This window comes from Alcaligenes sp. SORT26, assembly GCF_017377875.1.
Taxonomy (GTDB): domain Bacteria; phylum Pseudomonadota; class Gammaproteobacteria; order Burkholderiales; family Burkholderiaceae_B; genus Alcaligenes; species Alcaligenes parafaecalis.
In genome coordinates this window covers 1029273-1043474 of record NZ_CP070975.1, presented here as the reverse complement: position 1 = coordinate 1043474, position 14202 = coordinate 1029273, and the positions used below count along the sequence as shown (strand labels likewise).

The window sequence follows — 14202 nt, the reverse complement described above, 5'->3', positions numbered from 1 at the left end:
GACTAGTTGAAAATCCAATTTATGGATCTTTGATTGTGTCATGAATCCACGCAAAATAGCCTCAGCGACTGCCAGTTGGGCAGAGATATTGAGGAGAAGGGGCTCGTGGCTATTTTGGAAATGCGCCATGTCGAAACCGCTCAGGAGCTCAGAGCGTGCTTCGCACTTATGCAGCAATTACGGCCTCATCTGCTGGATGCAGATGAGTTTGTTCGCCAAGTGGAGGATATGCGATCAGAACGCTACGCCTTGCTGGCGGTGTGGGAGGCGGGGGAGCCTATTGCTTTGGCTGGCTATCGCTATCAGCAAAATCTGATCTTCGGTCACTTTCTTTATGTGGACGATCTGGTCGTGAGCACAGAGAAGCGTAGCGCTGGTCATGGTGCTAGTCTGTTGCATAGGCTGGAGAGTCTGGCCCAGGAGGCAGGCTGCTCGCGCTTGGTATTGGATACCGGCCTGAATTTCGCACTCGCACAGCGGTTTTATTTTCGGCAAGGGATGCTGAGCGCTTCCTTGGGATTTAGCAAAGTGTTAGGTAAATAGATATCGTGACTATTCTTCGATTGGCTTGTAGCCCAAATGGCGTGCATTCGGAAAGCTTTCGCTTGTCGCAGTTCATTGTGGAGGCTTTGTCAAAATCCGATGCCGCCCTTGGCACAGAGATTCTTGAGATTGACGCGAATCGGCTCTCGCATGTGGACGCACCCTATGCTCGCGCCTTGGGTGGACCATGCGATCCTGAGGACGCTGAAGGCGGTTCTTTAGGGCGGTCAGATGACTTGATTCAGAGCTTGTCGGAAGCGGATTATCTGGTCATTGCCACGCCCATGCATAATTACACCGTTCCATCCGGCTTGAAATCCTGGATAGATCATGTTGTGCGGATTCGCCATACTTTTAGTGCCACGCCAGCAGGAAAAATCGGGAAGCTAGCGGACCGGCCTGTTTTTGTAGCCGTATCGTCGGGTGCCGTGTTTTCGGGCTCCCAGGCCCATCAGCCGGATTTCCTGACGCCTTATTTGAGAGCCGTGCTGGCTACGATTGGCTTTAAATGCATCACCTTTTTTTCGGTGCAAGGTAGTGCCAAAGACGAAGCGCTGCTGGAGGAAGCCAGGCTGGGAGCGCAGGCCGAGATTGCTGAGTATTTTATGAACTGGTCGGTCAAGGACGGAGTGGTTTCTTGAGTCGTACGGGCTGTTCCATGTCCTCGTCGTCAGTTAGCAAGATAGCCCATCTTATTTAATCAGGGAGCAAGAGATGACCCAACGAATTGATTATGCGCAGGTTGCGCCCGCTGGAACTAAAAGCCTGGGTTCGGTCTATGCCTACGTGCTGCAGTGTGGCTTGGATACCCAGTTTGTCGAATTGATTTTTCTGCGTATATCGCAGATCAATAATTGTGCTTATTGTCTGGACATGCACACCCGTGATCTTCTCAAGCATGGGGTGAAAGTTGAGAAGCTGGCTTTGCTGCAAGCCTGGGCCGAAGCGGGTTCTCTTTTTAGTGAGCGTGAACGTGCCGGGCTTGCCTGGGCCGAGAGCGTCACGAATGTGGCCTGCACGGGTGTGCCTGATCAGGATTATCAGGCGGCACGGGAGGTATTTAGCGAGAAAGAACTGGTGGATCTCACCATTGCTATCGGGCTGATGAATACCTATAACCGTTTGGCAATCAGCTTCAGAAATCCGCCTCAAGCGGTGAAAGAGCAGCAGGCTTAGGGCAGCAAGCTGCGTACCCCAGCCGCCAGAACCTGCACCGACTCGGTATCCGGAGCCAGATAGCGCGCTCTACCTTGCTGGTCGAAAATGTACACGCCCCGGCTGTGCGATACCTCGTAGTTCTCGGGCGCTTTGGGATCGGGTTTTTCAATCTGGAAGGCTACCCGGTAACGACGGGCCAGATCAGCAATTTGCTTTTCAGAGCCTGTCAGGCCTGTCGTGTGCTTGCCATCAAAGGCGGCCACATAACGGGCCAGGGAGTCGGGCGTATCGCGGTGGGGGTCCACACTGACAAAGATGATGCGTACCTGCTCGGCATCGTTCCCCAGTTCTTCCATGACCAGGCCCAGTTGAGCCAAGGTGGTGGGGCAAATATCCGGGCAACTGGCATAGCCAAAGAACATCATGACGACTTTATCCTTGAAGTCATCCTGGGTGACGGTTTTGTGGCCAGCGGCTTGCAGGGAAAAACGCAGGTCGGGCAGGAAGCCACGTACGGGATGCAGATTGGCAGCGGCAGCACTGCCAAGCATGAATAGCCCCAGCGCCAGGCTCAGACCACATTGTTTTAACAAGACAAGAATGGACTGAACGGGGCGGCTGGGTGTCATGGACGTCCTCTGAGTTCAGGCTGGCTCTGGAGTCAGGCCGCTGTGACGGAGCAGGGCGGTAATGGAAGGGTCGCGGCCACGGAAAGCACGGAAGGAGTCAGCCGCCGGGCGTTCGCCCCCTACGGACAGAATCTCGCGCCAGAAGCGATGCCCCGTATTGCTGTCGAGGGTATCACGCGCCCCATCCGAGTGGGTATAGGCTTTTTCCTCAAAGGCCGAGTAGGCATCGGCGGACAGGACCTCTGCCCACTTGTAGCTGTAGTAACCCGCACCATAGCCACCCGCAAACAAGTGCGAGAACTGATGCGGGAAGCGGTGCCATTCGGGTGGGAACAAGACGGCGACTTCCTGACGAACCTGGGACAGAATGTCCATCACATCGTCAATGCTCATGCCGCTGTCACGCGAATGGATCAGCATGTCGAACAGCGAAAATTCCAGTTGGCGCACCATTTGCATGCCGCTTTGGAAATTGCGAGCCAGATTCAGCTTGTTGTAGAGCGAGCGTGGCAGATGTTCGCCGGTTTCCACGTGGGCGGTCAGCATCTGAACGACGGGCCATTCCCAGCAGAAGTTTTCCATGAACTGCGAAGGCAGTTCGATGGCGTCCCATTCCACGGCGGAGAAGGCCGAGGCAGCCGGATCGTCTACACGCGAGAGCAGCGTGTGCAGGGCGTGGCCGGACTCGTGGAACAGGGTGATGACATCGTCATGCGTCAGCAGGGCGGGGCGACCGGGCTGGGGCTCGGCAAAGTTGCACACCAGGTAAGCGATAGGCAGACACAGCTCTTCACCCAGACGGCGACGGCTGCGTTCACTATCCACCCAGGCACCGCCTTGCTTGCCTTGGCGAGCATGCAGGTCCATGTACAGATAGCCCAGCACCTTGCCATCCGAGGCAATCACTTCAAAAGGACGCACGGCAGGATGCCAGGCGGGGACGTCGGCGGCACGCAGCGTGACATCGAACAAACGCTGAATGACTTTGAACAGGCCGCTTAAGACAGCGGGCTCTGTGAAGTACTGTTTGACCTCGTCTTCCGAGTAGGCGTAGCGCTGTTCGCGCAAGCGCTCGGCACTGAAAGGGACATCCCAGGCTTGCAAGGTTTCCAGGCCCAGTTCTTTTTGAGCGAAGGCTTGCAGTTCGTCCAGATCCTGGCGGGCGTAGGGACGGGCTTTGGCGGCCAGATCGCGCAAGAAGCTCATCACCTGCTCAGGGGTGTCGGCCATGCGGGTTTCCAGACGCATATGGGCGTAGCTGGCAAATCCCAACAGGCTGGCTTCCTGGGCACGCAGGTCCAGCAGGGTTTCAATCGCCTGGGAATTATCGAATTGGGCATCGCCTTGTTCGGAGGCAATGGTGGTGTAGGCCCGGTACATCAGCTCACGCAAGGTTTGATTGCGAGCGTATTGCATGACAGGCAGGTAGCAAGGCATTTTCAGCGTCAGACGCCAGCCTTCCTGATCGTTTTCCTGGGCAGCACGTTGGGCAGCAGCCAGAACGTCGTCCGGGATACCGTCCAGCTCAGCCTTGTCCGTGACCAGGTAATGCCACTGGTCAATGGCATCGAGCACATGCTCGGAGAACTGCTGCGAGGTCTGAGCCAACTCTTCGGAAATACGGGCGTAGTCATCACGCGCCTGACCTTCCAGTTGTACGCCGCTCAGGCGGAAATCACGCAGGGCCAGGGTAATGATACGTTGGCGCTGGGGCGTCAGGGCGGCAAAGGCCGGACTGTCGGCCAGAGCCTGATAACGCAGGAACAAAGGACGGTTCAAGCCCACCCAGGTCGAGAACTCGCTCATGCGCGGCAGGCACTGGTTGTAGACCGTGCGCAGCTCGGGCGTATTGATGACCGAGTTCAGGTGACCCGCCACCGACCAGGCGCGATACAAGGTTTCGGTGGCGTCGGTGATGGGCTCGACGATGTTGCCCCAACTGGGTTCGCTATCGTCGTTGGAGACTGTGTCTACGGCTTGGCGGGCCAAGGCCAGCAGTTGGTCCACCGCCTGCTCGATGTGCTCGGGCTGGATGGCGGGATAGTCAATAAGGCTGTCGATAGGAACCAGTAAGGGATTTGTCGTCATAAACCGTTGATTAAATTAAAGACTGATATTGGCCGAACGTTCGGCCGCTTCCAAGGTGTTGACCAGCAGCATGGCAATGGTCATGGGGCCGACGCCACCGGGCACGGGCGTAATGGCCGAGGCCACTTCGCTGGCGCTGGCAAAGTCCACGTCACCACACAGCTTGCCGTCTGCACCACGGTTGATACCGACGTCGATCACGACGGCACCGGGCTTGACCATATCACCGGTAATGATGCCAGGGCGGCCTACGGCAGCGACCAGCACATCGGCGCGGCGGGTCTGAGCGGCCAGATCACGCGTTTTGGAATTACAGAGGGTGACGGTAGCGCCTGCAGCCAGCAAAAGCATGGCCATAGGTTTACCCACGATATTGCTGGCACCGACCACCACGGCTTCTGCGCCACGCAGTGCCACGTTTTCGGACTCCAGCATTTTCATGACGCCGTAGGGCGTGCAGGGGGCAAACAGAGGCTTGCCAGTCATGAGCATGCCCGCATTGCTGACGTGAAAACCGTCCACGTCCTTATGCGGCGCAATGGTTTCAATCACCTTGTGCTCGTCCAGGTGGGCGGGCAAGGGCAGTTGAACCAGAATGCCGTGTACCGAGCTGTCCTGATTCAAACGAGTAATCAGGGCCAGCAGCTTGGTTTCCGTGGTGTCGGCAGGCAGGCGGATGATTTCGGACTTCAGACCAGCGGCTTCACATGCCAGGCCCTTGTTGCGTACATAAACCTGGGAGGCCGGATCTTCTCCGACCAGCACCACGGTCAAACCGGCCTGAATGCCGTGAGTTTGCTTCAGTTTGGCAACGCGTTCTGCAACTTCCGCCTTGATGGCGGTGGACAGCTTTTTTCCATCAATGATGCGAGCACTCATTTACGCGTCCTCGGACTTGGTGAGGGCGATTTTCATGAGGTCGGCAACCGTAGTGACTTCCAGTTTTTCCATGATATTGGCGCGATGCGCTTCGACAGTTTTAATGCTGATATTCAAGTCCCCAGCAATTTGCTTGTTCAGGCGGCCGGCCACAATACGCTCCAGCACTTGCTGCTCACGCGCGGTCAGGCGGCCCAGGACTTCTTGTTGATCTTTTTGCGCCTGCGCTTGCGAGGCACGAGCCGTAGCCTGGTCGATCATGCGGCTGACAATGGTGCGCAGATCGGCTTCGTTAAAGGGTTTTTCCAGAAAGTCGATGGCGCCTTTCTTCATGGTGCTCACGGCCATGGGTACATCGCCGTGGCCGGTAATGAACACAATCGGGATATTCGATTTGCGGGCAATCAAGGCTTCCTGAAGCTCCAGACCACTCATGCCGGGCATACGGACGTCCACAATCAGGACGGCCACTTGTGCCGGGTCGTAAGCGCCCAGAAACTCTTCGCCCGATGCAAAGCAGCGGACCCGGTAGCCGTTGGCTTCCAGTAGCCAGCGCAAGGAGTCCCGTACGGCTTCGTCGTCATCGACTACGTAAATGGTGCATGGCATTTGCGGGCTGGTCATTCGGGTATCTCCAGTTTGTTATCAAGGGTGTCCGCTACATCGGGTGCCGCACAAGGTAGACTGAAACGGAAAATCGTTCCACCCTCTGGATTGCCGACTGCCCACAGGCGGCCGTGGTGCGATTCAATAATTGTGCGACAGATATTCAGGCCCATCCCAAGGCCTTCGGACTTGGTACTGTAAAACGGTTCAAAGAGGCGCTCGGGGTCTTTCAAGCCATGACCGCGATCGATGACGGCCATCTCCAAAAGCGATTCTTGTTGGGTAATCACCAATTGAAGCACATGATGCTCGCTGTGTTCCATGGCTTCGATCCCATTTTTGAGCAGATTCAATAATACCTGTTCTATGAGAATGGGGTCGGCAATGACGTCAGGAACGGGATCCGGAATGCTCAATTCAATCTCGATCTGGCGCTTGCGGGCGTCGATTTCGGCAAAGCCGACGGCATTTTCCACAATACGCATGACCTTGACGCGAGTGCGGCGCGGTTCGCTACGTTTCACGAACTCACGAATGCGGCTAATGATCTTGCCTGCGCGTTCGGCCTGCTGAGCTGCTTTTTCCAGCGCGGCCAGCAAGGTCTCGGGCTGGTAGCGGCCAGACTTCAGCATGGCCACTGCACCCATGCTGTAGTTATTAATGGCTGTCAGCGGCTGATTCAGTTCGTGCGCCAGGGAAGAAGCCATTTCACCCATCGTGGTCAGGCGGCTGGTCAACTGCACTTTCTCTTGTTGAATCCGCGAGGCCTCTTCATGTTTGCGGCGGTCGGTAATGTCGCGTGCCACCTGCAGGCGTACACGACGGCCATCTGTCCAGGCCAGCATGCGGTGGTGGACCTCAAACCAGCGGGCGGCGGATTCGGAGTAAATCTCTACGGTTTCGTCGGTGAAGCGGCCGAGGCGGCCCCCCAGCAATTCCGCGTGCCCATTGGACTGGGCGCCAAAGAAGCGACGATAGGTGCGGTTGGCAAAAAGCAGCTCCAGGCCATCCGACGTATCGGCCACCACGGAAATCGCATCATCCAGACCTTCCAGCACCGTCATGAAGCGTTCGTGCGCGGCGGTGAGGGCCTCGCGAATACGCTTGGGTTCGGTAATGTCCGTCATGGAGGTCATCCAGCCGATCTGCTCTCCATTAGGAGCACGCAGAGGCGAGACATACATACGGGCAGTAAAGCGCGAGCCATCACGGCGCTGTGCTTCCACTTCCAGACCGCTGCTGGGCGTGCGGCCGGACAGCAGGAGATCCAGGGTTTCCTGATGCTGCTGATGACGACCGGGTAACCAATAAGGGAAGGGGGCGGTACGACCGACCAGATCGGCCTCGTTCCAGCCAATCATTCTGCAAAACGCCGGGTTCACGTAGGCAATGCGGCCTTGCATGTCAAACACGCGCATCCCCGTGGACATGGAGTTTTCCATGGCGCGCCGGAAACCGGTTTCGGCGGTCTGGGCAGCTTCGGCATGCGTGCGGAAACGGGTATAGCGCCAGAGCGCCAGCAGGCTGACCACAATCACCAGGGACAGGGCCAGAATCACCATCATCAGGCGTTGCTGCCGTGTTTCCTGGTCGATGGTCACAAACATGACGCTATCGTTTTGCAGGCGCTGCAGCCATAGGAAAACGCCCATGACACAGAGGTAGAGAAACAGCACAACAACCGGTGTCAACCAATAGAATCCGCGGCGATTCTGCTTGGCCTGATCATAGAAGGTTGAAGGGATGAGGGACTTTTTGGGATGAGTGGCCATAACAGCAAGAAAAGAAGTATGGCTGGATTGTAATGTAGGGCTATTTTTTTTAGTGATATTTCGTATTATGAAAACACATACCATAAAATGAAATTTTGCTTGAGCGTTTGAGCGTTCTTTCCTAGAATGGTTTGGTGCAGGCGTACCCCGCCTAGAACGCTCACAGTCCGCAATACCCGCTTCGGTCAGGATCGCTTTACTACTTATTAGATGGGCGGCTCAGCGTCGAGCAAGACCGGACTACTACCACATATATGGAGACACTATATGTCCTCAACCCAAGACAATAGTTCGGCTCAGGTCAGTCAAGACCAAGCCCTAGAAACAAAAGAGTGGCTTGACGCCCTGGAAGCGGTGGTGGACCGTGAAGGCCCGGCCCGCGCACATGATCTGATCGAAAAACTGATCGATCTGGCCCGTCGTTCCGGCGCTCACATCCCGTTCTCGCCCAATACGGCTTACGAGAACACGATTCCCCCCGGTCTGGAACCTGCCCACCCCGGCAATCTGGTACTGGAAGAGCGTATCCGTTCCTACATTCGCTGGAATGCCATGGCCATGGTCGTGCGCGCCAACCGCGAAACCCCTCCTGATGGCGGCGGTCTGGGCGGTCACATTGCTTCGTTTGCCTCGCTGGCCACCATGATTGGCTGCGGTCAAAACCACTTCTGGCACGCCGAGACCGAAGATCGCGGCGGCGATATGGTGTTTTTCCAGGGCCACTCCTCGCCCGGTATTTACGCCCGCGCCTTCATGGAAGGCCGTATCTCCGAAGACCAGTTGAACAACTTCCGTCAGGAAGTGGATGGCAAAGGCTTGCCTTCCTACCCGCATCCCAAGTTGATGCCCGAATTCTGGCAGTTCCCCACCGTCTCCATGGGCCTGGGCCCACTGATGGCGATTTACCAAGCCCGTTTCCTGAAGTACCTGCATGCCCGTGGCATTGCTGATACCAGCGGCCGTAAAGTCTGGGTGTTCCTGGGCGACGGCGAGATGGACGAACCTGAATCCCTGGGCGCCATCGGTCTGGCCGCACGTGAAAAGCTGGACAACCTGATTTTCATCGTGAACTGTAACTTGCAGCGTCTGGACGGTCCTGTGCGTGGTAACGGCAAGATCATCCAGGAACTGGAAGGCACCTTCCGTGGTGCTGGCTGGAACGTGCTCAAACTGATCTGGGGCGGTTACTGGGATCCATTGTTGGCTCGCGACAAGGAAGGCATCCTGCGCAAGGTCATGGAAGAAACCGTGGACGGCGAGTACCAGGCCTACAAAGCCAACGACGGTGCTTACGTACGTGAACACTTCTTTGGCAAACACCCCAAGCTGCTGGAAATGGTCAGCCGCATGAGCGACGAAGACATCTGGCGCCTGAACCGTGGTGGTCACGATCCGCACAAGGTATTTGCGGCGTTTGACGCCGCAACCAAACACGAAGGTCAGCCTACCGTCATTCTGGCCAAGACCATCAAGGGCTACGGCATGGGTCACGTGGGCCAAGCCAAGAACCCATCGCACCAACAAAAGAGCCTGGATCTGGACGCCGTGCGCGAATTCCGCGACCGTTTCAATATCCCGGTTCCTGACGACAAACTGGAAGAGCTGCCGTACTTCAAGCCTGCCGATGATTCGCCAGAAATGCAGTATCTGCATGCCCGTCGCCAAGCCTTGGGCGGTTACCTGCCCAAGCGTCGCAACAAGGCTGACGAACAGTTGACCGTGCCCACGCTGGACGCGTTCAAGCCCATGCTGGAAGCCACTGCCGAAGGTCGTGAAATTTCCACGACTCAAGCTTTTGTACGCTTCTTCAACACCTTGCTGCGCGACAAGCAAGTTGGTCCTCGTGCTGTACCTATCCTGGCTGACGAGTCCCGTACCTTCGGTATGGAAGGTCTGTTCCGTCAGATCGGTATTTACGCACCAGAAGGCCAGAAGTACACCCCGGTCGATAAAGACCAGGTCATGTACTACCGCGAAACGGCCAACGGTCAGTTGTTGCAGGAAGGTATTAACGAACAGGGTGCATTCAGCTCCTGGATTGCGGCTGCGACGTCGTACTCCAACAGCAACCGCATCATGATCCCGTTCTTCATTTACTACTCCATGTTCGGCTTCCAGCGCTTTGGCGACCTGGCCTGGGCAGCGGGTGACATGAAGGCACGTGGTTTCGTGCTGGGCGGTACTGCCGGTCGTACCACCCTGAACGGTGAAGGTTTGCAGCACGAAGATGGCCACAGCCATATTCAGTCCTCGCTGATTCCTAACTGCGTATCCTACGACCCCACCTTCTCGCACGAAGTGGCTGTCATCATGCAGCACGGTCTGAAGCGCATGGTTCAGGATCAGGAAGACGTGTACTACTACGTCACCCTGATGAACGAGAACTACGCTCAGCCCGGTCTGGTCGAAGGCGACGAAGAGGGCATCCTGCGCGGGATGTACAAGTTCAAGTCCGTGGCCAAAGACAGCAAGCTGCGTGTTCAGTTGATGGGTTCGGGCACGATCCTGCGCGAAGTGATCGCTGCACAAGATCTGCTGGAAAAAGACTGGGGCATTGGCTCCGACGTCTGGAGCGTCACCAGCTTTACCGAACTGCGTCGTGATGGTCTGGATTGCGAGCGTGCTGCGCTGTTGAATCCGGAAGGCAAGGATCTGCCAGTACCGTACGTGACGACCCAACTGCAAAACACCGACGGTCCTATCGTGGTCTCCACCGACTACATCAAGGCCTTTGGTGACCAGATTCGTCCTTTCGTGCCCAAGAACCGCACACTGAAAGTGCTGGGTACCGATGGCTTTGGTCGTTCCGACTACCGCTTCAAGCTGCGTGAGCACTTTGAGGTTGATCGTCACTTTGTGGTGTTGGCTGCTCTGCGCGCGCTGGCTGAAGAAGGCAAGATTCCATTTAGCAAAGCGTCCGAAGCGATTGCCAAATACGGCATCAATCCTTCCAAGGCCAACCCGCAGCACGCATAAGGGACTGAACCATGAGCAATATCATTCAAGTCAAAATCCCGGATATCGGTGCTGACGACGCTGTCGAAGTGATCGAAATCCTGGTCAAGGAAGGCGAGACCATTGAGGTCGAGCAAAGCCTGATTACGGTGGAGTCCGACAAGGCCTCCATGGAAATCCCATCGTCCGACGCTGGCGTGGTCAAGTCCATCAAGGTCAAGCTGGGTGACAAGGTCAAGGAAGGCAGCCTGGTTCTGGAACTGGAAGCCGCCGAAGGCGCGCAGGCCGCGCCTGCCGCTGAGCCTGCCAAGGCCGAAGCTGCTCCTGCTCCCAAGGCTGAAGAAGCGGCACCTGCCGCGGCTCCCGCCGCCGCAGCAGCGGCTGCTCCTGCCGGTGCCGAGCAGCAAGTGACGGTTCAAGTCCCTGATATCGGCGACGCCCGCGATGTGGACGTTATCGAAATCATGGTGCAAGTGGGTGACACCATTGAAGTGGACCAAAGCCTGATCACCGTGGAATCGGACAAGGCTTCCATGGAAGTGCCGTCCTCTCACGCCGGTGTGGTTACGGCCATCAAAGTGAAGCTTGGCGACAAGGTCAGCCAGGGCAGCGACATTCTGGAAGTGGCGGTACAAGGTGCCGCTGCGGCACCTGCGCCGGCCAAGCAAGCGGAAGCAGCTCCTGCTCCCGCCGCCGCTCCGGCTGCTGCGCCTGCCGCCAGTTCCTCGGTGGTGGTCAGCGCCGGTGCACCCGCACCAGAGCGCGTTTCGCCTACGGCAGCCTTTGCCGAAGCGGAAGGCTCCGTGCGCAATCTGCCTCATGCATCGCCTAGCGTGCGCAAATTTGCTCGCGAACTGGGTGTGGATCTGGCCAAGGTTCACGGTACGGGCAGCAAAGGCCGCATTACCGCTGATGACGTGCGTGGCTTTGTGAAGCAGGTTGTTGCTGGTGGCGCTGCCCCAGTCACGGCTGCGGGCACGGCTGCTCAAGTGGGCGGTCTGGATGTATTGGCCTGGCCTAAAGTCGACTTCACCAAATTTGGTCCGGTCGAGACTCAGGCTCTGTCGCGCATCAAGAAAATTTCGGGTGCCAACCTGCATCGCAACTGGGTCATGATTCCTCATGTCACCAATAACGATGTGGCTGACATCACCTCTTTGGAAGCCCTGCGTAAAGAGCTGAACGAGGAATACAAGAAGTCCGGCGCTCGCGTCACCATGCTGGCTTTTGTCATCAAGGCGGCGGTTGCTGCCCTGAAGAAATTCCCCGAGTTCAACGCTTCGCTGGACGGCGACAATCTGGTGCTCAAGCAGTACTACCACATCGGTTTTGCGGCTGATACGCCTAACGGTCTGGTCGTTCCAGTGATCCGTGATGCTGACAAGAAAGGCATTCTGGATATCGCCCGTGAAACCGGCGAACTGGCGGCTGCGGCCCGTGATGGCAAGCTGAGCGCTGCGCAAATGCAAGGCGGTTGCTTCACCATTTCCTCGCTGGGCGGTATTGGCGGTACGGACTTCACACCCATTATCAATGCGCCAGAAGTGGCCATTCTGGGTCTGTCGCGTTCCTCCATGCAGCCTGTCTGGAATGGCAAGGAATTCGAGCCACGCCTGATGCTGCCTCTGTCCCTGTCCTACGACCACCGTGTTATCGACGGTGCCTCGGCTGCTCGCTTCAATGCCTTCCTGGCAACGATGCTGGCTGACTTCCGCCGCATTGCACTGTAAGGAGTTGTCATGAGTCTGATTGATCTGACGGTCCCGGATATCGGTGACTCCGGCGAAGTCGATGTCATCGAAGTGCTGGTGCAGGTCGGCGATACGGTCGAAGTCGAGCAAAGCCTGATCACCGTGGAGTCCGACAAGGCCTCCATGGAAATCCCCGCCGCTCAGGCAGGGGTGATCAAGGAATTGCTGGTCAAAGTGGGTGACAAAGTCTCCCAGGGTTCGGCCATTGCCAAGATCGAAGTGGTGGAGGGCCAAGCGGCTCCCGCTGCGGCACCTGCCAAACAAGAAACGCCTAAAGCAGCCGCTCCGGCCGCTGCTGCTCCAGCCGCGGCACCTGCTCCGCAGGCCGCCAGCCATCAAGGCGGCTCGGATGATTCCGTGGATGTGGTCGTGCTGGGCGCTGGCCCTGGCGGTTACAACGCGGCCTTCCGTGCGGCTGACCTGGGCCTGAAAGTGGCTCTGGTCGAGCGCTACAGCACCTTGGGTGGCGTGTGTCTGAACGTGGGTTGTATTCCTTCCAAGGCCTTGCTGCACACCGTGGCGGTCTACGAGGAAGCCAAGTCCCTGGCAACGCATGGCATCAAGTTCGGCGAAGCGCAAATCGATATTGATGCGCTGCGCGACTACAAGAACAAGGTGATCGGCAAGTTGACTGGTGGTCTGGCCGGTATGGCCAAAGGCCGCAAGGTGCAGGTTGTCGTCGGTAACGGCGAATTCCTGGACCCGAACCACATCGAAGTGACCGCCAATGACGGCACCAAGAAAGTGATCAAGTTCGGCTCGGCCATTATTGCGGCCGGTAGCCAGTCGGTAAAACTGCCATTCCTGCCCAATGATCCTCGTGTTGTGGATTCGACTGGCGCGCTGGAATTGAAGTCTGTGCCCAAGCGCATGCTGATCGTGGGTGGCGGCATCATCGGTCTGGAAATGGGTACGGTGTACTCGGCTCTGGGCGCACGCCTGGACGTGGTGGAAATGCAAACCGGCCTGATGCCGGGCGCAGACCGCGACGTGGTCAAGGTGTGGGAGAAGATGAACAAGCACCGCTTCGACCACATGATGCTGGAAACCAGCACTGTGGCGGCTGAAGCCCGCGAAGACGGTATCTGGGTGACCTTTGAGGGCAAGAACGCTCCGGCCGAGCCTCAGTGCTACGACCTGGTTCTGCAAGCCGTGGGCCGTTCGCCCAATGGCAAGAAGATCGGTGCCGAGAAAGCCGGTGTGCAGGTGACCGACCGTGGTTTCATCCAGGTTGACAAGCAGCAGCGTACCAACGTGCCGCACATCTATGCGATTGGCGACATCGTGGGTCAGCCCATGCTGGCACATAAGGCCGAGCACGAAGCGCACGTGGCAGCCGAAGTCATCGCCGGTGAAAAATCCTTCTTTGACGCTCGCGTGATTCCTTCGGTGGCCTACACCGATCCGGAAATCGCCTGGGTAGGTCTGACAGAAGATCAGGCCAAGAAAGACGGTATCAAGGTCGAGAAGGGCGTGTTCCCCTGGGCTGCATCCGGTCGTGCGATTGCCAACAACCGCGATGAAGGCTTCACCAAGGTTCTGTTCGATGCTGAAACCCACCGTATCGTGGGTGGCGGTATCGTCGGCACCAACGCAGGTGAGCTGATTGGTGAGCTGGTTCTGGCGATTGAGATGGGCGTAGACCCCGTCGATTTGGCCAAATCCATCCACCCGCACCCGACCTTGTGCGAGTCGGTCAGCAAAGCGGCTGCCGTCGCCGAAGGTACGTGCACGGACTTGCCGCCAACACGTCGCAAGTAATACCAGTACCAGCCTGATAGTTAAGGCGTATTGGACCACGGCAGGTGCTATCATCAGCGC

At 57.3% G+C, this 14202-nt stretch carries 11 protein-coding genes; 6 read left to right on the top strand and 5 right to left on the bottom strand.

Annotated features, from left to right (window positions below; genetic code table 11):
- The first annotated feature begins 105 nt into the window (after window positions 1–105).
- From JYG33_RS04870 to JYG33_RS04860, 3 genes are all read left to right on the top strand, one after another.
- On the top strand, window positions 106–543 hold the full coding sequence (locus JYG33_RS04870) for a GNAT family N-acetyltransferase (RefSeq protein ID WP_243430275.1): 438 nt from the start codon (window positions 106–108) through the stop codon (window positions 541–543).
- A gap of 5 nt (window positions 544–548) precedes the next feature.
- Window positions 549–1184 carry an NAD(P)H-dependent oxidoreductase gene (locus JYG33_RS04865; protein ID WP_207874908.1) on the top strand — a complete coding sequence of 212 codons (636 nt, stop codon included), beginning with the start codon at window positions 549–551 and terminating at the stop codon, window positions 1182–1184.
- 73 nt (window positions 1185–1257) lie between these two features.
- A complete protein-coding gene (locus JYG33_RS04860; RefSeq protein ID WP_207874907.1) occupies window positions 1258–1719 on the top strand; it encodes a carboxymuconolactone decarboxylase family protein in 462 nt (153 codons plus the stop codon).
- On the opposite strand, the gene JYG33_RS04855 is transcribed toward JYG33_RS04860, so the two are convergent.
- From JYG33_RS04855 to JYG33_RS04835, 5 genes are all read right to left on the bottom strand, one after another.
- On the bottom strand, window positions 1716–2252 hold the full coding sequence (locus tag JYG33_RS04855) for an SCO family protein (protein WP_243430333.1): 537 nt from the start codon (window positions 2250–2252) through the stop codon (window positions 1716–1718). The two genes, JYG33_RS04860 and JYG33_RS04855, sit on opposite strands and share 4 nt — an antisense overlap.
- A gap of 93 nt (window positions 2253–2345) precedes the next feature.
- A complete protein-coding gene (locus tag JYG33_RS04850) occupies window positions 2346–4418 on the bottom strand; it encodes a M3 family metallopeptidase (protein WP_207874905.1) in 2073 nt (690 codons plus the stop codon).
- A gap of 15 nt (window positions 4419–4433) precedes the next feature.
- Window positions 4434–5297, bottom strand: a complete 864-nt coding sequence (gene folD, locus JYG33_RS04845) for a bifunctional methylenetetrahydrofolate dehydrogenase/methenyltetrahydrofolate cyclohydrolase FolD (protein ID WP_207874904.1) — start codon at window positions 5295–5297, stop codon at window positions 4434–4436.
- Window positions 5298–5921, bottom strand: a complete 624-nt coding sequence (locus tag JYG33_RS04840; protein ID WP_207874903.1) for a response regulator transcription factor — start codon at window positions 5919–5921, stop codon at window positions 5298–5300.
- Window positions 5918–7675, bottom strand: coding sequence for a PAS domain-containing sensor histidine kinase (locus tag JYG33_RS04835; RefSeq protein ID WP_207874902.1), 1758 nt, complete (start codon window positions 7673–7675; stop codon window positions 5918–5920). The genes JYG33_RS04840 and JYG33_RS04835 overlap by 4 nt, the downstream gene beginning before the upstream one ends.
- 267 nt (window positions 7676–7942) lie before the next feature.
- On the opposite strand from JYG33_RS04835, the gene aceE reads away from it, so the two are divergent.
- Genes aceE through lpdA form a run of 3 tightly spaced genes read left to right on the top strand, consistent with a single transcriptional unit; the run spans window position 7943 to window position 14142 of the window.
- Window positions 7943–10651, top strand: coding sequence for a pyruvate dehydrogenase (acetyl-transferring), homodimeric type (gene aceE, locus JYG33_RS04830; RefSeq protein ID WP_207874901.1), 2709 nt, complete (start codon window positions 7943–7945; stop codon window positions 10649–10651).
- 11 nt (window positions 10652–10662) lie between these two features.
- Entirely contained in the window at window positions 10663–12360 is a 1698-nt protein-coding gene (gene aceF, locus JYG33_RS04825; protein ID WP_207874900.1) for a dihydrolipoyllysine-residue acetyltransferase, read from the top strand.
- Window positions 12361–12369: 9 nt separating this feature from the next.
- Window positions 12370–14142, top strand: a complete 1773-nt coding sequence (gene lpdA / locus JYG33_RS04820; RefSeq protein ID WP_207874899.1) for a dihydrolipoyl dehydrogenase — start codon at window positions 12370–12372, stop codon at window positions 14140–14142.
- Window positions 14143–14202 lie beyond the last annotated feature (60 nt).

What these genes read in the sequence shown, in the direction of transcription:
- lpdA (WP_207874899.1), top strand. Translation starts at nt 12,370, where the DNA reads ATGAGTCTGATTGATCTGACGGTCCCGGATATCGGTGACTCCGGCGAA.
- JYG33_RS04860 (WP_207874907.1), top strand. Translation starts at nt 1,258, where the DNA reads ATGACCCAACGAATTGATTATGCGCAGGTTGCGCCCGCTGGAACTAAA.
- JYG33_RS04855 (WP_243430333.1), bottom strand. Translation starts at nt 2,252, where the DNA reads ATGCTTGGCAGTGCTGCCGCTGCCAATCTGCATCCCGTACGTGGCTTC.
- JYG33_RS04835 (WP_207874902.1), bottom strand. Translation starts at nt 7,675, where the DNA reads ATGGCCACTCATCCCAAAAAGTCCCTCATCCCTTCAACCTTCTATGAT.
- JYG33_RS04840 (WP_207874903.1), bottom strand. Translation starts at nt 5,921, where the DNA reads ATGACCAGCCCGCAAATGCCATGCACCATTTACGTAGTCGATGACGAC.
- folD (WP_207874904.1), bottom strand. Translation starts at nt 5,297, where the DNA reads ATGAGTGCTCGCATCATTGATGGAAAAAAGCTGTCCACCGCCATCAAG.
- aceF (WP_207874900.1), top strand. Translation starts at nt 10,663, where the DNA reads ATGAGCAATATCATTCAAGTCAAAATCCCGGATATCGGTGCTGACGAC.
- aceE (WP_207874901.1), top strand. Translation starts at nt 7,943, where the DNA reads ATGTCCTCAACCCAAGACAATAGTTCGGCTCAGGTCAGTCAAGACCAA.
- JYG33_RS04850 (WP_207874905.1), bottom strand. Translation starts at nt 4,418, where the DNA reads ATGACGACAAATCCCTTACTGGTTCCTATCGACAGCCTTATTGACTAT.